Source organism: Bifidobacterium sp. W8110 (assembly GCF_016101375.1).
GTDB classification, from domain to species: Bacteria; Actinomycetota; Actinomycetes; order Actinomycetales; family Bifidobacteriaceae; genus Bombiscardovia; species Bombiscardovia asteroides.
Map to the genome: position 1 here is coordinate 13,827 of NZ_JACFQO010000006.1, position 20,002 is coordinate 33,828.

The window sequence follows — 20,002 nt, forward strand, 5'->3', positions numbered from 1 at the left end:
GATTGACCGTGCCGACGAAGAGCTCAGTCATCGCCCAAGGTCACGTGGATGCCGCCTACCAGGGAACTGACCAGGTTGTATAGGAAGGCGAAAATAGTGACCATAACCACTACTATGACAATCTCGAAAATGGAGAAGATGGTCACCGAACTCAGAACCGTCCCCAGGCTCAGCACCTGGCCCAGGTCGAAGCCGCCCGCGTCCAGGCCCGTCTTGGAGATGACCTGGGTCAGGTTGTCAAAGAGCCCCATGGCGTTGAGCAGGAACCAGAGCAGGGCAGCAGCCACCACCTGAATGATGCCCCCGGCGATGGCCAGCAGGAAGGTGACCTTGGCCACCGACCAGGGCTCCAATCGGGTCAGGGACAGTTGCATACGCCGGGCCCGAGGAACATGAGGACGCGCCGTCGAAGCCGAAGCCGCAGGCCGAACAGGACGGGACGAGGATACCTTGACCGGACCGGCAGCAGAAGCTGCGGTTCTTGCGGGACGTCCAGATGCCGTCCTGCCGGCTGCAGGAGTCGGGGGAGTGACCGATGAAGATCGACGGGACTCACCCCGTGCGGATTCATCAGCCTTGGTCTTTCCCTTTTGGGGCTTACCAGCACCCTGCTTGCCGGCCTTGACCTGCTCCTGATCATCCTGGCTCATCGGCACTCCTTGATCCTTGCGTTCAATGGCCCGCGCATACTGCCGCTGGGCCTGCATGACTTCTTACGAGGCTACCAGTCTTGTCAGACTGGTAGCGGACCAAACTCAGTCCTCCTGGGTCAGGCTCTGACCGTCGCCGGTTCCGGTGGTGGCGATGGGCTGATCCTTGGCTGCCAGGGGAGCAGCGGAAGCCAGGTCGGTCTGACCGGCATCCTCTTCCTGGTCATCACGTTCGGCATTACGAGCGATGGAGAGAATCTCGTCACCCTTGTCGGGCTTGGCCAGGGTGACCCCCTGGGTGTTGCGACCGGTCCGCTTGACCTCGGCCACATCGGAGCGGATGACCTTGCCGGACTTCATGATGGCCATGATCTGGTCATCCTCGTTCACCACCAAGGCACCGACCAGGGATCCACGGCCCTCCACCATGGCGATGGCCTTGACACCGTAGCCGTTGCGGCCCTGCAGGCGGTACTCGCTCAGGGCGGTTCGCTTGGCAAAGCCCTCATCGGTGACCACCAGCAGGTCATCCTCGGACTCCTTGGCAATCACGTCCATGCTCAGCAACTCGTCGCCGGGCCGGAATCGCATGCCCTGGACGCCGGCGGTCTGCCGTCCCATGGGCCGCAGAGTGGAGTCGTCCGCCGAGAAGCGCACGCTCATGCCCTTGCGGGAGACCAGGATGATTTCGTCGTCGGCATTGCAGAGGGCGGCACCCACCAGCTCGTCGCTCTGGGGCACCTCCTGTCCCTCCTCGTCGGTGACGGTGCCCAGCTCCATCAGTCGCACGGCGATCAGGCCGCCCTGACGGGGCGAATCATACTCGTCCAGGCGGGTCTTCTTGACCCGTCCTGTCCGCGTGGCCAGTACCAGATAGTCGGCATCGTCGTAGCCGTGCAGGGAAAGGACCTGTTCAATCCGCTCGCCTTGGCCCAGCTGGAGCAGGTTGGCTACATGCTGACCCTTGGAGTCACGGGAACCCTCAGGCAGCTCATAGGCCTTGAGCCGGTACACCCTGCCCTTGTTGGTGAAGAAGAGCAGCCAGTTGTGGGTGCTGGTCAGGAAGAAGTGGTCCACCACGTCGTCCTCGCGCAGCCTGGCCCCCCGGATGCCCTTGCCGCCGCGGTGCTGGGCACGGTACTCGTCGGCCTTGGTCCGCTTGACGAAGCCGGAATGGGTGACGGTGACCACCACCTGCTCGTCGGCAATCAGATCCTCCACGTTCATCTCGCCCGAGTAAGGGACGATCCGGGTGCGCCGCTCGTCACCGTACTTGTCGACGATCTCGTCCAACTCGTCGCCCACGATGGTGCGCTGGCGCTCTGGGTGGGCCAGGATGTCGTTGTAGTCGGCGATCTTGCGCATGAGATCCTCGTGCTCATCCAGGATCTTCTGCCGTTCCAGGGCGGCCAGACGGCGCAGCTGCATGGCCAGGATGGCGTCGGCCTGGACCTCGTCCACATCCAGCAGCTCCATCAGGCCGGTGCGGGCAGTCTCTACATCCTTGGAGGCTCGAATCAGGGCAATGACCTGGTCGATCATGTCCAAGGCCTTCAGATACCCCTGCAGGATGTGGTCGCGATCCTCGGCCTCACGCTTCAGATAGCGGGTGCGCCGCTCGACCACGTCCAGCTGGTGATCCACCCAGTGGCGGATGAAGGCATCCAGACTCAGCGTCCTGGGAACCCCGTCCACCAGGGCCAGCATATTGGCCCCGAAGGTCTGCTGGAGCTGGGTGTGCTTATAAAGGTTGTTGAGAACCACCTTGGGCACGGCATCGCGCTTGAGCACCAGGACCAGGCGCTGGCCGGTGCGGCCCGATGTCTCGTCGCGCATGTCGGCGATGCCCTGGATCTTGCCGTCGCGCACGGCCTCGCGGATGGACGAGGCCAGCCGGTCGGGGTTGACCTGGTAGGGCAGTTCGGTGACCACCAGGCACATCCTTCCGCGGATCTCCTCGGTGTTGACCACTGCCCGCATGGTGATCAGGCCCCGTCCTGTCCGGTAGGCCTGCTCGATGCCCTTGTGCCCAAGAATGGTGGCGCCCGTGGGGAAGTCAGGCCCCTTGATGATGGCGATCAGGGCGTTGAGCAGCTCCTCCTTGGAGGCCTCGGGATGCTCCAGTGCCCAGTGCACACCCTTGGACACCTCGCGCAGGTTGTGCGGAGGAATGTTGGTGGCCATACCCACGGCGATCCCGGCCGATCCGTTGACCAGCAGGTTGGGGAAGCGGGAGGGCAGAACCGTCGGCTCCTGGGTTTTGCCGTCGTAGTTGGGGATGAAGTCGACCGTATCCTTGTCGATGTCGCGCACCATCTCCATGGCCAAGGGGGCCATGCGGCACTCGGTGTACCTCATGGCGGCTGCCGGGTCGTCGCCGGGGGAGCCGAAGTTGCCCTGGCCGTCCACCAGCGGATAGCGCATGGACCAGGACTGGGCCAGGCGCACGATGGTGTCATAGATGGCCGCATCGCCGTGGGGGTGGTACTTGCCCATGACGTCGCCTACAACGCGCGAGCACTTGTTGTAGCCGCGGTCGGGCCGGTATCCACCGTCATACATGGCGTAGATGACCCTGCGGTGCACTGGCTTCATGCCGTCGCGGACGTCGGGCAGGGCGCGCTCCACAATCACTGACAGGGCATAGGACAGGTAGGATTCCCGCATCTCCTGCTGAAGGTCAATGGGCTGAATCCGCTCGCCCTTCAGGAGGCCGTAGTCGGTGTTGTCCATCTCCTGAGGGCTGAGTGGCTCTCGAGACCCGTCGGGCAGGTTGAGGCCATCCTGTTCCGGGTTGTTGTCGTTGTTGTTATCGTCTGCCAAAATCAATCCTTAGCTCAAATGTTGAAAAGGGGAGGCGTCCGCGTCTCAGGCGTCGATGAAGCGGGCGTCGTGGGCGTTGCGCTGGATGAACAGACGCCGGGGTTCGACCTCGTCGCCCATGAGCATGGTGAAGGTCTCGTCGGCCTGCTCGGCGTCATCGATACGGATCTTCTTGAGGATGCGGTGCTCCGGATCCATGGTGGTCTCCCAGAGCTCCTGGTAGCTCATCTCGCCCAGACCCTTGTAGCGCTGGATTCCTTCGCCCTTGGGCAGCTGTCGACCGGAGGCCTTGCCCTCGGCCAGGACCCTGTCGCGCTCGGCATCGGTGTAGACGAAGCTGTGCGGTCCCTTGGTCCACTTGAGCCGGTAGAGCGGTGGCATGGCCACGTAGACATAGCCAGCCTCGATCATGGGCCGCATATAGCGGAAGAAGAGGGTCAGATTCAGGGTGGCGATGTGGGCGCCGTCCACATCGGCGTCGGCCATGATGATGACCTTGTGGTAGCGCACCTTGTCGATGTTGAAGTCCTCGCCGTATCCGCCGCCCACGGCAGTGATCAGGGATTCGATGGTGTCGGACTTCATCATGCGGTCCAGGCTGGCCCGCTCCGTGTTGAGGATCTTGCCGCGCAGGGGCAGGATGGCCTGGGTCATGGGATTGCGCCCCTGAATAGCCGAGCCGCCTGCGGAGTCGCCCTCCACGATGAACAGCTCGCACTCCTCGGGGTCGCTGGACTGGCAGTCCTTGAGCTTGTCTGGCATGCCGGCCGTCTCGAAGATGGACTTGCGACGGGTGTTCTCGCGCGCCTTCTTGGCCGCGATCCGGGCCCGGGATGCCTCCATGGCCTTCTGGATGATGGCCTTGGCCTGGCCTGGGTGGGCGTCGAACCAGTCGCTCAGTCTCTCGGTCATGACCCGCTGGACGAAGGTCTTGGCCTCGGAATTACCCAGCTTGGTCTTGGTCTGGCCCTCGAACTGGGGGTTGGTCAGCTTGACGGAGACCACGGCGGTCAGCCCCTCGCGCACGTCGTCACCAGAGAGGTTGTCGTCCTTGTCCTTGAGGATGTTCTTGTCCCGGGCGTAGCGGTTGATCATGCTGGTCAGAGCCGCACGGAACCCCTCCTCATGGGTGCCGCCCTCGGTGGTCGCGATGGTGTTGGCGAAGGTGTGGACCGACTCCGAGTAGGCGGTGGTCCACTGCATGGCCACCTCGGCGGAGATGCCCAGCTTCAGATCCTCGGCCTCGAAGTCGATGACCTCGGCCTCCACAGGCGTGGCCTTCCTGACCTTGACCAGGTAGTCCACATAGTCCTTGATGCCGTTGGCATACTGGTAGCTGACTGACTGGCCCTTCTGCTCCGGGGTCTGCTCCTCGCCCGCCACCTCGTCACCGGCCTGGTCATTGGGGCGCAGGTCGGTCAGGGTGATCCGCAGACCCTTGTTGAGGAAGGCCATCTGCTGGAAACGGCTACGCAGGGTCTCAAAATCATAGACCGTGGTTTCGAAGATCTTGGGATCGGCCCAGAAAGTCACCGAGGTGCCGGTGCTCTCGTCCGGCCCCATGGCCTGGTCCTTGGACAGGGGAGCGGTTGGCTTCTGGTTGCGGAAGCTCTGATGCCAGTGATAGCCCTGTCGGCGCACCTGGACGTCGATCCGGGTAGACAGGGCATTGACCACGGAGATGCCCACGCCGTGCAGGCCGCCCGAGACCGCGTAGCCGCCGCCACCGAACTTGCCACCGGCATGCAGCTTGGTCATGACCACCTCGACGCCGCTCTTGCCCTCGCCTGGCACCTCGTCCACAGGGATGCCGCGCCCGTTGTCGTCCACACGGATGCCGTTGTCAGGCAGGATGGTGACTTCAATATGATCGGCGTACCCGGCCAGGGCCTCGTCGACCGAGTTGTCGACGATCTCGTAGACCAGATGGTGCAGGCCCCTGGGGCCCGTCGAGCCGATGTACATGCCGGGACGGACGCGAACTGCCTCCAGCCCCTCCAGCACCTTCAGATCGCTGGCGTCATAGTGCTCGGGGGAGAGCGAGTCATCCAGCTGCGCGTCGTCCAGCCGGTCCAGCTGATCCTGGCCCGTCATGCCATCATCCTGAGGCTTGTCCTCCTCATGCTCCCGGCCCTCTTGCGGGGTCCGGGACGGGTCGGTGTTGAGATCTGCCACGGATAGTCCTTTCTGCACCCCCATCGTCGGCCACTGACGACAAAGCAGCTTCCGTTCGTGGTCGAGCGGGGGATTGAGTCATGGTCACCAGGTTCCAAATCGTCCATAAAGGGGCCTTGGAAGCGTTTGACCCTATAACCTATAGATTACCAGCGCTATGGGACTTTAGGCTTACAGAAAGCTGGGAAGACGGTATTCGCAGATTACGGGTTCACCCATAGGTGTCGCGCACGCCTCGGCCGGGCGGATCGAACCGCGAACGGCGGAAGCTGTAGTTGTGGGGGCCGGTCACTCGAATCTGCTTGACCGGCATGCCCAGTCGTTTGACAATGGTCGCCTTGAGCTGGGGGACCAGGTAAGTCAGCTGGGTGGCCCAGACCGTGGTCTGCGCCTGGATAATCAGCACGCCCTCCTGGTAGGAGACCACTCTCGAATGGGCGGCGATGCCGGGTCCAACTACACTGTCCCACTGGTTGCGCAGCCGGGCCACCTTCAGATGGCTGGTCCACCCGCTCCCGGCAGCCAGGCTGGTCACCACGCCTCCTAGTTTGGCTGGATCGCGGCCCGGCTTGCCGAATGCATACCAGGCCTTACGGGAGTTGTCCTCCCGCTGTCGACGAGTGGCAGCCCGTCGCGTGCAGCCTTCGAAGACCAGGGCCGGCAATCGACGCTGATCCAGGTGCAGGGTCTCAACCATGGGCGCCTTCATGACTGGTCGTTTCCTTCCGACTCATGCGGCATATCCGAGTCGTCATGAGCCGTCCCTCTGGTTCGACGCAGGTCCTGCATGGCACTGGCAATGGCGGGATCCTGGGCGGCCGGATCGGATGGCTGCACAGGCCTCAGTCGCGACACATCCACCAGCCTGGCACCCTGCAGGGAGGGAATATCGCTGTCGGCGGCCACGGTGATCAGCACCTGGTCCTGCTGACGGGCAAAATCCAGAATCTGATCCCTGCGGCCCCGATCCAACTGGGCGAAGACATCATCCAGAATGACGATGGGCTCCAAGGAGCGACGATCCTTGACCACCTGCAGCAGAGCCAGCCGCAAAGCCAGGGCCAGGGTCCACATCTCACCGTTGGAGGCGAACTCCCGGGCAGGCATGCCATTGAGAGTGAAAGCCAGATCATCGCGCTGGGGACCGATCAGATTGGTTCCCCGGGCCACTTCTCCCGGGTATATCCGCTGAAAGTGACGGCTGACGGCTTCGGCGACTTCGGGACCTGTCTGCTTATCTGGGCCAATCTCCTCCAGAGATGGCCGGTAGGTCAATCGAGCATCCTGATCAGAGCCTGCCAGCCGACCATACAAATCGCTGAAGGGCTGATTCAGAGCCTCTACCAGAGCCGCTCGTCGGCGGCTTAAATCCAGTCCGGTGCGAATAAACTGCCCAGTCCAGACCTCAAGGCCGGACAAGGCGGCGTCACGCCCATTACCCGAGGGATCATAGCTCGCTTGGGAGAGCTGCTTGAGCAGGGCGGAGCGCTGCCTGGCTACATGGCGAAAATCCTGCCGGACCTGGAAGTAGTCGGCATCGAGCTGGCTGCCGGCCTGGTCCAGCACGGCCCGCCTGGCTGCCGGCTCTCCGGAGACCATCAGCTGATCCTCGGGGCTGAAAGTCACGCAGGGCACCCGACCTACCAGGTCACGCTGATAGAGGGAAGGCCCGCCGTTGATTCTTCCCCGGTTGGCTCCCTTGGCGGCAATGGTCAGCTCATAGTCGGTGGCGGTTCCGTCCTGCTCCAGCCTGGCCCTGATGGTGGCCTTGGACTGCCCACGTTCTACCAAAGGCAAGGAGGATGAGGTCCTATGGCTGCCGCCAGTGGAAAGGACCTCGATGGCCTCGACCAGGTTGGTCTTACCCAGGCCGTTGCGCCCCTCGAGAATGGTCACCCCGGGTTCAAGATCGAGGACGCAATGCTCCCAGGAACGGAAGTGATCCAGAACCAGACGGGAGATGTGCACGACGATCGTTCCTTGAACCTGCCCGGGTGTCAGTTGTTGAAACGCATGGGTACCAGCAGGTAACGGTAGTCCATGGACTCCTCGGAATCCTGCTCCTGCTGACCGTTGAACTCCACGGCCTTGACAGCCGAGGTCATCTTGATGCGGACAAAGGGCTCGGCAATGGCGCCCAACCCATCAATCAGATAGCTGGGGTTGAAAGCCACCGTGATGTCTTCACCGTCCAGATCCACCTGCAGAACCTCATGGGCCTGCGCTTCGTCAGCTGTGCCTGCGCTCAGGGTCACCTCGTTGCCGGAAAAGACCATACGAATGGGGGCGTTGCGTTCGGCCACCAAAGCCACACGCTTGATGGCGTCGATCAGATCCTGCCGGGCGATGACCGCCTGGATGGGGTACTCGTCCGAAAAAAGACGATCCACGGCCGGAAATTCTCCATCAATCAGCTGGGTGGTGGATATTTTGCCAGCGTTTTCCACGCCCATGATGGTGGGGTTGTCAACCTCGTAATCCATGGTCACATTCTGGTGCTCGTCCAGGGAACGGGCGATGTCTCGCAGCAGGGAGCCACGGATCAGCATGGAGGTGGAAAAGTCGGCGTCGCGAGGAGTCCAGGTGAAGCTCGACCGGGACAGCCTGAAACGGTCGGTTGCGGTCATGACCACCTTGTCCCCGGTGATTTCGGTCTTGACGCTGGTCAGTACAGGCCGGCTCTCTTCCCTGGAAACGGCGACGATGGACTGGGAGATGGACTGGATAAAGGTCTCAGCATCCACCTGACCCATGGGTTCGGGGACGGCAGGGAGGTCTGGATACTCGCTGTCGGGCATCAGTTGCAGGGAAAAAGTCGATTTGCCCGAGGTAATGGTCATCTTGGATCCCTCGGTTGACAGATAGGTCTTCTCAGACGGCAGGGATTTGGTGATGTCCGCCAACAGTTTGCCCAGGACCAGAGCCGTTCCGGATTCGTCGATGCCTGCTTCGATGTGGTTTCTTGCCGAAACCTCGTAGTCGAAAGCGGACAGTTTCAATGTTCCGTCAGAGGCTTCCATCCTGATACCCGCCAGAATCGGCGAAGCCGGTCGGGAAGGGATGATGCGGGTGGTCCAGGCCACTGCATCCGAGAGTGCGGATGAATTCACTTCTACTTTCATGGGAGCCTTCTTGTCGATGAATGAACTTGACTCATTCTATCGAATAGCTCTGGTGATGTGGTTGGAGTGAGCAGATGTGCTTGAGTATGAAGGTGACTATTGCATAAATATACATAGAGTCATCGTAATAAGCACGGTGGATGGTGTGGATAAGTTCTCAAATCCTTGCAACGCGGTGGATACACATCACCCAATCGCTGTGGATAAGTGGTGAGATCGATGTGAACAAGAAGCCGAGTTGTGCACAGGGATTGATTTCTGCCGAGTTATCCACAAAATTAATGTGGTTATTCGCTGAGAATCCACCGCCTGTCCCCGGAAAAGCGGTGGGTTATTCCCAAGGATTGCCCACATCCGGGGATAACTAGGTGGATATCTTTTTTCGGCAATCCACACTGGTGTCTGCGTGTCGTGTCAGTTCTGAGGCTGCTTGAGCCGAACCGTCAGCTCCATGACGTAGTTGTAAATCTCCCGCTTCTCCTGCATCTCATTGGAGATACGAGTGTATGCGTGCATGACTGTGGTGTGGTCGCGGCCACCGAAGACCTCGCCAATGTCAACCAAGGACATGCTGGTCATTTCCCGGGCCAGGTACATGGCAATCTGCCGGGCCAGGGCGATGTTCTTGGTACGTGTGCGGCCGACTATATCGTCAAAGGTCAGATGGAAGTACTTGGCCACCTGGGAGATGATGTCAGTGGGCTTGATTTCTACGTCCGTTGAGAAGAAGTCCTGCAGGGTCTGTTCAGCCAATGCTGTGGTAACCGGCTGATTATTGAGGCTGGCCACGGCCGTGACGCGGGTCAGGGCCCCCTCAAGTTCCCGGATGTTCTCGGTGAAGCGTTCCGCAATCAGGTCCAGGACCTCGTTGGGAATACTGACCCCGTTCATGGAGGCCATCATCCTAAGTATGGCCACCCGGGTCTCCCTGTCTGGTGGTTTGACATCCACGGTCAGACCCGAATCGAAGCGCGAAATCAGTCGGGATTCGAAGCCTTTCAGATTCTTGGGGGCCACATCCGAGGCGATGACGATGCGCTTATTAGCGTCATGGAGGGCATTAAAGGTGTGGAAGAACTGATCCAGGGTGGCTTCCTTGCCTCCCAGAAATTGGATGTCATCGATAAGAAGCACATCCACCTGCCGATAGCGGCGGTTGAATTCAGCTATCTGGCCCGATCCTTGGGTGGAGTTCTGCAGGGCGTCAATGAATTCGTTGGTGAATTCCTCCGAGTTGACATATCGGACCTTAAGCGAGGGATCCTTGACCAGAGCATAATTGCCGATGGCGTTGAGCAGATGGGTTTTGCCCAGGCCTGAGCTCCCGTAGATACATAAGGGGTTGAAGTCCTGGCCCGATCCTTCGGCCACGGCCAAGGCCACGGTCCGTGCAAAACGGTTGGAGTCGCCTGGGACGAAGGTGTCGAATGTGGCGTTTTTGTTCAGGTGGGTCTGTGGGTCACGCTCCACCCTGTTCTGGCTCATGGGGAAGCGCGGCACGGTAAAGGCGGGCCGGGATGCGGTCCTCTCTGCCTCGCCTTGCTGATCGGCATCACCGCCTGCCGTTGACCTCATAGCAGGGGAGGGCTCTGACAGCTCAGCCTGCATATCCAAGGTCATGGGCACATAGGTGCCCTCATGGAAGTCATTAACGGAAACAACAGGGGACTTGGATGTTCCAGCAGTCTCGGTCTGCCAGTCCGAGTGGGTCTCCGAGCCGGGGGTTCGATCTGCGCCGGTCTGACGCTGATAGTCGCCGTAAGGATCCTGAGCGGGACTGTGGACCTGACGGAACTCGCCGCTTCCCGGGGCGGAGCCAGCCAAGGCGGATGTTCGTTGGTCTTTCTGCTGGTCGGCAGCCATCTGTTTGGCCATCTGCTCCGGATAGACGATCTTGATGGCCGGGAACATTTCCTGGTTGGTGACCAGCTGCAGTGCATTGAGGAGGGGCTGACTGAGCGGTCCCTGCACAGCCTCCTGGGTGGCCTTGGAGGAGACCCGCAGAACGATGGTGGTGCCGAAGACCGCCTCAGGGGTGATGTCCTCCAGCCAACCCTTGTCCCTGGAGGTCAATGAGCTGCTGTAGCGGAGCACCTGCAGGACCGAATCCCAGATTCTCTCGGCCTGGGCAGCGGCATCCAGCGGATCCTGCGCCATCAGTGTGCTCCTCTCTTCTCGACGACGGATTGTCCCGGTCTTCCTGCTTCTCTCAAAGTAGACAGTAGCCCATTGTTACACCGACTTTGCGTGGTTATCCACAGGATAGCGTGTTGTATCTGCGCCGAATGTGAATAACAGTGATGTAATTTGTGGATAAGTGAGGAGGCTCTTTCTCCCGCCATGACAGGGTTTGCGCAAGGTAGGGAGTGGTCTTCACCAGTAGGATGATGGAAGCCTGTTTGACTCCGTCCCGGCTCATGTGTACCGTGATATAGCTTGACTCATTACGAGCCGTACTCGAGTATGTCTACACACGGGAGCAACGAATTATGAAGAGGACATTCCAGCCAAACAATCGCCGTCGTCACATGAAGCACGGATTCCGCGCTCGCATGCGCACCCGCTCCGGTCGTGCCCTGATCAACCGCCGCCGGGCAAAGGGCCGTCGGACCCTCTCCGCCTGAGCCGGATCCCAATCCCTTTTCAGAAGGTGGAACGGCTGAGGAGCCACCGGGAGTTCACGGCGGTGCTCAGGCGACGTCATCGGGTCAGTAGTAGGGATCTGGTCATACATTATTGGATACCCGGATCTGACCGGACGGAGACCCAGTTGCCGGTGACATCGGCTGTGCGCGAAGGGCGGCATGACATCCTGCCTGTAGGCAGACGCCGCATGGGGCTTGCTGTGTCCAAAAATGTGGGTAAAGCCGTGACCAGGAACAAGGTCAAGCGCAGATTCAGGCAACTTGCCGGATTCAAGGAGGACCTGCTGCCATCCTCCTGTGATCTGGTCCTGCGCGCCAAACCCAGCGCTGCTACAGCCACCTACAAGCAGCTGGAGGAGCAAGTGGACAGGCTCTTCCGTGACCTCACGCATAAGACCGGAAAGACTGTCGGCAGTCTCGATGCACAGGGACAGTCAGGTCTGCAGCTCGCCGGCGGATCCAAGGGTCGACCGATTCAACGACTGGAAGCCAACGAAGGATGCAGGGCATGAGCGGCCTGGCCTCCCGGACTTTGCAGGGTGCAGTCCGCTGGTATCAGCGCCACATCTCACCCTTGTCGCCGCCGAGGTGCCGTTACTACCCGACGTGCTCACAGTACGCTTTGACCGCCCTGAAACGGTTCGGGGCCTTGCGTGGAACCATCCTGGCAGTTCTGCGGCTGTTGCGTTGCACACCCTTCAACAACGGCGGAATCGATGACGTGCCCCAAAGATTTTCCATCTTCTATCGGTTCTCGTGGTCAAAGGCCCATGAGGAGGCCCGGCTGACCCCCATGGCCCCAGACAAGGAGACGGCCTGACAATGTTCCAGAACAACGACACCTTTACTTTCGATACGGGCATATACGGCTTCTTCTACAAGATCCTGTACCCTATCGAGTGGCTCATGACCTACATCATGACCTACTGCCACAAGTTCCTGACATTGATCGGGTTCCACAAGGGTCCCGGCGTGGCCTGGGCGCTCTCGGTAGTGATGTTGGTGCTGGTCGTCAACCTGTGTGTCCTGCCGCTCTTCATCAAGCAGCTGCGATCCATGCAAAAGATGCAGGCCCTGCAGCCCAAACTGATGAAGATCCAGAACAAGTACCGCAACAAGAAGGATCCAGCTAGCCGAGAGGCCATGAGTCGGGAGACCATGAAGGTCTACCAGGACAATCATGCCAATCCTATGGGGTCCTGTCTGCCTGCGCTGGTCCAGGGCCCGGTCTTCATGACCATGTTCTATGTGCTTTCGGCTGTGCCCTTCATCGCCCGTGGCAAGCGGGCACCTCTGGGAGCCTTCAATCGACAGGTGGCGCGGGAATTCGAAGAGACTACCTTTTTTGGGCTGCGGATTTCGGACAACTTCATGTCCGCCCAAGGTGCGGGCCGCATAGTCATTGTGGTCTTCATCGTGCTCATGTGCCTGGCCATGTTCTACTCGCAGTTCCATAATGTTCGACGGAACATGCCGAGGTCGGCCATGCAGGGACAGCAGTACAAGTTGCAGCAGATGATGGCCTTCATCTTCCCGGTCATGTACATCTTCTCGGGCATCTATTTCCCCTTCGCAGTGCTGATTTACTGGCTGACCAACAACCTTTGGAATCTGGGCCGAACCCTCTTCCAGGTCCGCCATATGCCCACTCCTGGCTCGCCGGCCGCAGAGAGCAAGGAAGAGCGTGACCATCGCCGTGAGAATGCCCGCCGCAAGCGCCAGGGGCTGCCCTCTTTGGAGGAGGAGCAGTTGATGGAGGCCAAGAGGTTGGAAGAGGAAGCCCGCAACAACAAGAACATCTCCCACCAGCGTTCCCAGCCCCATCGCAAACGTCGCGGCCGTTGATGCGGCTACTGGCGGTGGAGGCCGGCGTGGTGACCCGGCTTTCGGTCGGGCGAATACTGGAGTAATCTGCAATCATCACGTCCGTGTATCCTCAATACTGGACACTCGATTGGTGACCAGGAATCCAGTGGACCTGAGGTTATGAATCGGATGTAAACGCGTGTAAGGAGAGCATAGATGTCTCAGTCTCTGGACCAGGGAAAGACCATCGAGCAACTCAATGAGGAGGCGGATGTCGCCGCCGACTATCTGGAGGGGTTGCTGGACATCGTCGATTACGAGGGCGATATCGAGATGGGGGTGCGCAACCACCGTCCGACCGTGCAGATTGTGGCTGACGACGATACGGACATTAAGCATCTGATCGGCAAGGATGGCGAGGTGGTCGATGCTCTTCAGCAGCTGACACGCTTGGCCGTGCAGCAGAAGATAGGGGAGCGCTCCCATCTGATTGTGGATGTGGATGGTTTCCTGCGGCGCAAGCGCGAACATCTTCGCGAGCAAGCCCTGGATGTGATTGACGAGGTTCGTGAGACTGGCGACCCTGTCAATATGAAGCCTATGAACTCTTTCGAGCGCAAGATCGTCCATGACATGGTCCGCGAGGAGGGGCTGAAGTCACGTTCCCACGGCGAGGAACCCCACCGTTATGTCACTGTCTACCTGAAGGCCAGGAGCGAAGACGAAGACCTGCCTGACGATGCTGAGGACGAACCTGTCGGATATGATGCCCCGTTGGACGCGGATGAAACAGATCAGGCTGATGATTCGGTTGATTACACAGATGATGGCGATTCTATGGATACCGACATGGAGTGACTACAGAGTCATGCAGGGTTATGGGCTGATGAAGAACTTATGACGTTGGATCCTTTGGATTGTTCCATCGTTTGGCGCAGTCATGCATGCTTTCTAACCAAGTGTGTTGTGCTATTTGTCAGTGTATTATTTGGCAGGTGCCTAGTGTTGTCCAGCTCATGATGGTTCTTGGTTCGCCATGCTGCTTAATTCGGATTGTGCCTGGTCGATGATCTTGTTTAAGGGACTGCCTCCCATGCTGTTCGATAGGATACTGATGTATGACTCTTGATGCCCTTTTGCGGTTGAAAACCGTATGGTGGTAATGGTCTTAGAAATCCAGCAGTTTTCGGTTCCGGCAGTGTGAATTCTCGCTGGATACCAGACAGTATGCCGTTGTCATAGTCTGTGGCTGTGATTGACTGGGCTTCGAACGTGAAGTGAGGAGTGTAAATGGCTGTTGTGGATGATGAGCTGAACAATAGTCCCCTCTTGAGGCAGGTGCTCGGCGATGCTCTGGTGCCCATGCAGCGTTTCCACGACAAGCTCTTGCACGAGGGTGTGGAGAGGGGAATCATTGGCCCTCGCGATGAAGGTATTATTTGGGAGCGGCACATACTCAATTCAGCGGCTATTGTGCCGTTCGTGCGTGAGCGATTGAACACTGACTCTCGCACGGCAACGGTGGCGGATATAGGTTCCGGTGGAGGCTTCCCTGGTATTGTACTGGCTGCCTGCCTACCGCAGTGCAATGTTGTTCTGGTCGAACCGATGGAGCGGCGTGTAACCTGGCTGCAGGAAGTCGTTGACGAGTTGCACCTGGCTAATGCGTTTGTGTTTCGCAAGCGTGCAGAGGATCTGGTTCCACAACCCTCCAAGGCTTCGATGAGGCACAACAAAAAAAGTTCGCAGAGTCGTCGTCATGGTCGTCGTCTCAACGAGAAACAGCCTGCTTCGACATACGGCCGTGGTGGTTCTTTAAATTCGGTTGCAGCTAGGAATGCTGAAAGCCAACAAGGAGTAAAGAGTCAAAACTCCTCGGAGACGGTTGGAGCAGGCCTAACAGGCGTCGAATCCAATCATCCAATTCCGCAGACTTTTGATGTCGTGACATGCCGAGCTGTAGCCCCCATGACAAAGCTCGCCGGATGGACCTTGCCCCTTTTGAGATCGCAAGGTCAGCTTATCGCACTTAAGGGTCGTTCGGCACAGGCAGAGCTCGATAAGGCTGCCAAAGAGATAAAGAAATATCATGGAGCGAATCCACGGGTTTGCCGAGCTCCAATCGCACCTGGGCTTGAGGATACCCACGTGGTTCTCGTGGATAAACTTTAAAGCAGAACACCGATATGACCTTATTTTAAGGATTCAGGCGTCCGAGATTTTCCTCAATAAGAAGAAAAGAATTGGCCGGGTAAGATAAATAATTATCAGCATCTAGAATAGAGGCCTGCCGAATGTCTGATTAGAGATGATGACTAAGCTCTGCCAGATTTGATCGTACTTTTCCAAGCAGCAGATTAAACGATCTTCAATCGATATAAATGGAATATTAGGTTAAGGAGAAGGTGAGTACGTAGCAGAATTATACTGTTTGCTATAAATTTGCTTTCAGTCCAGATATTTCTAGTTATTTGATACAAAAGTTTTGACAAAAGTGTCATAGACACTGGCAGAATAGAATATATATAATAAAAATATTCGAAACATAAGCGTCTTTTGCCTTGAATAAAGCGCACATCATAGTGCCTCTTTGAGTTATCGGACCCGTAGTCTTATCTCATCCTGATTGCGTAATCCAAGCATTCTTGGACTGATAGCATCAGGTTTATCCTGGAAGTAGATGTACTGTCGTCTTTCTGATGCTTGATCAAGAGACTTAGGAGATGTTATAGTTTCGTTGTTTTGAAATCTATGAATCCACACACTTCATGTACTTGATACCCGTAGTTACACTGTTATCGCTGTATCTATTTCCTAGTTTCCCCAACCTCATGGGAGTTTATTGTCTCTAGACCTGTGTCTCAATCTTCACTGTTCCCTTTTTAATGCTCATAGAGGTAAGCAGATTCCTGCATACGCACGAGGATTGCACGAGTTACCGGTTAATCAGTTTAGACAATGGCTCTAAAATTGTTTAAAAAGACAAAAGTGCCCCAATATATTGAGTATGGGATAACCAATTTGAGTTACCATGAAGCTATTCAAGTATCTTATATGCTGCCACTATCGAATGTATCACGTGAAACATTGTAAAGTAAATACCTTTTTTAACCGGAAACAGAGAAACAGGAACCCTTGATCGAAGGTGTGACAAGGCCAAATAACAAATCGACGATTAAGTGTATGTTGCGCAAGAAGGTCAATCCGTCACTAATATATTTCGGGCAACACCGCGCATGACATTATTGAGTCGGTCCCGCCTCTAGTGGATGATATCTATGTAATGACAGATTTACTGTTTCACGTGAAACACGTGGCATAGCATGGACCAATCACGACTAAGGTCTTAGAAGCAAAAGAGCAAGGTTATTGCAGTATCTTTTAGATTATGTTTAGGGAAAAGTTGTCAATGGTCGCATTTCTTAGATACTTCCTTTTTTAATCTAAAGCTCATGATGTAAAACAAAGTGGCGTTTTATATACTGATGCGGATGGATTAATGACAAAGCTCATACTTAAATCAAAACAAGTAGTCCAGTATCTTGATTCGTTAGTGGTTAAAAAACGGTGGATTAATATGATTGGAAAACACACAAAACTAAGTCATCCGCTTTGTTTGCCAGCAATTTACGGGGTGACGTTACTTCTCAGGCAATATAGATGTTTCACGTGAAACACTATCATGCTGTGCAGTTGTATAAGGTTTTCGTCCGAAGGATTAATTTGAAAGTTACAGCAGTTTTATAATCGCTATTCAACAGGTGACGAAATCATTGATTATAACCATGAACTGAGCTGTTTAAATTGACGGCGTGATTGATTTAATGGTTTGTTGTTTGTAAGTTATGCACAATTGAGATGCCACGATTGAATTATCCACATTATCGTTTATTAGCCATTTCGTGTGGTGTGAAGCGTCAGACTTCTCAATAATTACAAGGCAAGGCTAATAATCTAAGAGGAGAGTGAGTCGCTGTGGGATGATTGGACCTATCCACACTTATCCACAGTTATAAACAGCGGCCGTGTATAACTCTCGGATGTACAGACATGTCCAAGTGGAACGGGAAAATTGAATGGTAATCAAAAGGAGGAAGGTTCGTGACCGCATCGAAGAAGGTGAAACCCGTTTCGAGAAATACTCCGGATATCGGTGAGCAACCCACGCCGAACGCATCAGGTATGGAAACGGCAACGGATATACTAAATCGGATATTCGCTGATGGTACTGGTTCGGTGTCTGGTGCGGAGATGGCAGATCTTTCTGCTCGCTATCAGGCATTACGCCAGGCCGAATTTCCTCACCCATCAAAAACACGCTTCATTGCCGTTGCAAATCAGAAAGGTGGGGTGGGGAAAACCACGACCACTGTCAATTTGGCATGCGCGTTTGCCGAATTCAATGCACGTGTGCTGGTCATTGATATGGATCCACAAGGCAACGCTTCTACTGCATTGGGCGTGGCTCATGAATCCGGGATGCCATCAACATACGATGTACTGGAGGGTCGCCTTGGGATTGACGATGTTAAGGTGGCTTCCCCCGAATTCCCTAACCTTGAGGTTGTCCCATCCTCCATTGATTTAAGTGGTGCTGAGCTGGAAGTCGCAGATATGACCAACCGCAATCAGCTCATGAAAAAAGCAGTCGCCGACTACCTCAAAATCTGCCATCAGCATTATGACTACGTTCTTGTTGATTGCCCGCCTAGTCTCGGACTGCTGGTTCTGAATGCCATGTGTTCTGTCAATGAGGTATTGATTCCAGTGCAAGCTGAATACTATGCCCTTGAAGGGTTGCAACAATTGTTGCACACTATCGGACTTGTTCAGCAAAGCTATAATCCTTATCTCGTAATCTCTACCATGTTGTTGACTATGTATGACAGGCGAACACTGCTCAGCAAAGAAGTGTTTGATCAAGTCAAGGAACATTATCCAGAGATAGTGCTTAATACGACCATCCCGCGTTCCGTCAAGATTTCTGAAGCTCCCAGCTTCCGGCAAAGCGTTATCACTTACGACCCTAAAGGAGCTGGCGCTATCGCTTATGAAGAGGCGGCGTTAGAAATCGCACAGAGATCTGAGCAAGTGCTGGAACATATTTCCAATAGACGACAGGGGGAGTGAGGACATGACAAGCCGTTCACGGTTAGGCAAGGGCTTGGGGGCTCTATTTCCCGCCCTGCCAGGTGAAGATGATGAAAGTAATGCCGACAAAAATCGGCAACAAGCTAATAAAGTACCGAATTCCGGTAACAAGGAGCCCACTCTTCAAGGTTTGGGTGCGGAATCAGACAAACGACAGCGGCCGAGGACAGACACCGCAGAAAATGACGGGGCAAGCAAAGAATACAGTACTACGCATTCGGATCGTGGAAGCTCTCAAATAGCGGCTTCGGCAAAGTCTTCTGAGAGCGGTCGTAAACGTTCTAAGACAGGACAAAAGCTTGTCAGCAGTTCCGAGTCTCTCAACATGGATGTTTCACGTGAAACATCCACGGCGAAGAGGGCTACCAAGCGTCGGTCAATCCCGTCCATCAGCAGCCTGGAACATCCAAGTGATCTATTCTTTGGTCCAACGACAACAGATGTTTCACGTGAAACATCGCTGATGGTGGAATCGAATGAGGTTGTCGACCGTCGAACAAAGGAGACCCAGCAAAGCGCTAATCGTACGCCTATTGTTGGCAATGATACTGGGTCGAATAACAAGGCGGAGGGCAATCACCAAGAAGAGCTGAAACCAGTCCAAGGTGGGTACTTGGCTGAAGTGCGCGTGGACGATATTAGGCCTAACGCTCAGCAGCCGCGGCAAATCTTCGATGAAGACGAACTGTTGGAGCTTTCCCGCTCCATCAAGGAAGTTGGTGTATTGCAACCCATAGTGGTGCGTAGATCAACTCTTGTGGACCGTCCAGGAACAATCGAGGATAAAACAACTGCAGTTGGCAACGCGGCAAACAAATCCAGTGCAGTCGAAACTAAGCCCGGTGATGATCAATCTAGTCAGCTATCAAACAATTGGGAAGCGGCTCTGCGGCAAGGAACCCATTTTGAAATCATAATGGGTGAGCGTCGTTGGCGTGCTACTCGATTGGCTGGTCTGGATACCATACCTGCAATTGTGAAAACAACGAGCGATGACACCATGTTGCGTGATGCCTTGCTCGAGAATCTCCATAGAGTGGCCCTTAATCCGTTGGAAGAAGCAGCCGCTTATCAGCAAATGATTGATGATTTTGGCTTGACTCAGGACGGTTTGTCTAAGTCGATCTCTAAGTCCAGACCTCAGATTACGAATACACTTCGATTGTTGAAGTTGCCCCCAAGTGTGCAGAAAAAGGTAAGCTCAGGTGTGTTGTCGGCTGGACATGCTCGCGCCTTGCTTACTTTGCCGGATGAAAAGTCTATGACTGCCCTGGCAGACAAGATCATTGCTGAAGGTCTGTCGGTAAGATCTACTGAGGAACTTGTCGCCTTGCAGACTGGACAGGCGAAGAAGAAAGCAAAGAAGCCTAGGGTAAACGCCTGGGCTGATAGTCCTGTACGCCAGGATCTGGAAAGCCACTTTGATACCAAGGTGGCTATTAAGGGCACTAAAAAGCACGGGAAAATAGAAATCGTTTTTTCTTCGCCTGAAGACATGGACCGCATCGTTGCCATTCTCTTGGAAAAGAATCAACCTGCAAGTAATGACGGAGATTCGGGTGATAAAGGCTGGGTTTAATCCCATTCTGGAAATGGAACTTCAGGGTTTGCTCATCCAAACCTTGCCGTT

At 56.0% G+C, this 20,002-nt stretch carries 14 protein-coding genes and 1 pseudogene; 8 read left to right on the forward strand and 7 right to left on the reverse strand.

The window, feature by feature from the left end; translation table 11 throughout:
• Positions 1 to 23: 23 nt before the first annotated feature.
• The 7 genes from H3T88_RS08245 to dnaA all read right to left on the reverse strand — a co-directional run bounded on the left by H3T88_RS08245 (position 24) and on the right by dnaA (position 10,927).
• On the reverse strand, positions 24 to 650 hold the full coding sequence (locus tag H3T88_RS08245) for a DUF3566 domain-containing protein (protein WP_198204253.1): 627 nt from the start codon (positions 648 to 650) through the stop codon (positions 24 to 26).
• A gap of 105 nt (positions 651 to 755) precedes the next feature.
• Positions 756 to 3,383, reverse strand: a complete 2,628-nt coding sequence (gene gyrA / locus H3T88_RS08250; RefSeq protein ID WP_415873735.1) for a DNA gyrase subunit A — start codon at positions 3,381 to 3,383, stop codon at positions 756 to 758.
• Positions 3,384 to 3,518: 135 nt separating this feature from the next.
• Positions 3,519 to 5,567: a DNA topoisomerase (ATP-hydrolyzing) subunit B gene (gene gyrB / locus H3T88_RS08255; protein WP_198204285.1), complete on the reverse strand. Its 2,049-nt coding sequence runs from the start codon at positions 5,565 to 5,567 to the stop codon at positions 3,519 to 3,521.
• A gap of 292 nt (positions 5,568 to 5,859) precedes the next feature.
• A complete protein-coding gene (locus H3T88_RS08260) occupies positions 5,860 to 6,357 on the reverse strand; it encodes a DUF721 domain-containing protein (RefSeq protein WP_015021050.1) in 498 nt (165 codons plus the stop codon).
• Positions 6,354 to 7,616, reverse strand: a complete 1,263-nt coding sequence (recF, locus tag H3T88_RS08265; RefSeq protein ID WP_198204254.1) for a DNA replication/repair protein RecF — start codon at positions 7,614 to 7,616, stop codon at positions 6,354 to 6,356. The genes H3T88_RS08260 and recF overlap by 4 nt, the downstream gene beginning before the upstream one ends.
• Positions 7,617 to 7,645: 29 nt before the next feature.
• On the reverse strand, positions 7,646 to 8,770 hold the full coding sequence (gene dnaN, locus H3T88_RS08270; RefSeq protein WP_198204255.1) for a DNA polymerase III subunit beta: 1,125 nt from the start codon (positions 8,768 to 8,770) through the stop codon (positions 7,646 to 7,648).
• A gap of 414 nt (positions 8,771 to 9,184) precedes the next feature.
• Positions 9,185 to 10,927: a chromosomal replication initiator protein DnaA gene (gene dnaA, locus H3T88_RS08275; RefSeq protein ID WP_198204256.1), complete on the reverse strand. Its 1,743-nt coding sequence runs from the start codon at positions 10,925 to 10,927 to the stop codon at positions 9,185 to 9,187.
• Positions 10,928 to 11,259: 332 nt separating this feature from the next.
• On the opposite strand from dnaA, the gene rpmH reads away from it, so the two are divergent.
• The 8 genes and pseudogenes from rpmH (at position 11,260) to H3T88_RS08315 (ending at position 19,951) form a co-directional block, all read left to right on the forward strand.
• Positions 11,260 to 11,394 carry a 50S ribosomal protein L34 gene (rpmH, locus tag H3T88_RS08280; RefSeq protein ID WP_015022700.1) on the forward strand — a complete coding sequence of 45 codons (135 nt, stop codon included), beginning with the start codon at positions 11,260 to 11,262 and terminating at the stop codon, positions 11,392 to 11,394.
• Positions 11,395 to 11,420: 26 nt separating this feature from the next.
• Positions 11,421 to 11,804 (forward strand): annotated as a pseudogene (rnpA, locus tag H3T88_RS08285) (ribonuclease P protein component); the annotation flags it as partial.
• A 119-nt stretch (positions 11,805 to 11,923) separates the two neighbouring features.
• Positions 11,924 to 12,235, forward strand: coding sequence for a membrane protein insertion efficiency factor YidD (gene yidD / locus H3T88_RS08290; RefSeq protein ID WP_015022698.1), 312 nt, complete (start codon positions 11,924 to 11,926; stop codon positions 12,233 to 12,235).
• Between the two features lie 2 nt (positions 12,236 to 12,237).
• Positions 12,238 to 13,260, forward strand: coding sequence for a membrane protein insertase YidC (gene yidC / locus H3T88_RS08295; protein ID WP_015022697.1), 1,023 nt, complete (start codon positions 12,238 to 12,240; stop codon positions 13,258 to 13,260).
• Between the two features lie 177 nt (positions 13,261 to 13,437).
• On the forward strand, positions 13,438 to 14,079 hold the full coding sequence (locus tag H3T88_RS08300) for a Jag family protein (RefSeq protein WP_015022696.1): 642 nt from the start codon (positions 13,438 to 13,440) through the stop codon (positions 14,077 to 14,079).
• A 432-nt stretch (positions 14,080 to 14,511) separates the two neighbouring features.
• The gene (locus tag H3T88_RS08305) at positions 14,512 to 15,393 is read left to right on the forward strand and encodes a 16S rRNA (guanine(527)-N(7))-methyltransferase RsmG (RefSeq protein ID WP_198204258.1); all 882 of its coding nucleotides are present in this window, start codon (positions 14,512 to 14,514) and stop codon (positions 15,391 to 15,393) included.
• Between the two features lie 2,010 nt (positions 15,394 to 17,403).
• Entirely contained in the window at positions 17,404 to 18,351 is a 948-nt protein-coding gene (locus H3T88_RS08310; protein ID WP_198204286.1) for a ParA family protein, read from the forward strand.
• A 4-nt stretch (positions 18,352 to 18,355) separates the two neighbouring features.
• Complete coding sequence (locus H3T88_RS08315; protein WP_198204259.1) at positions 18,356 to 19,951, forward strand: ParB/RepB/Spo0J family partition protein; 1,596 nt, start codon at positions 18,356 to 18,358, stop codon at positions 19,949 to 19,951.
• The last annotated feature ends 51 nt before the right edge of the window (positions 19,952 to 20,002 follow it).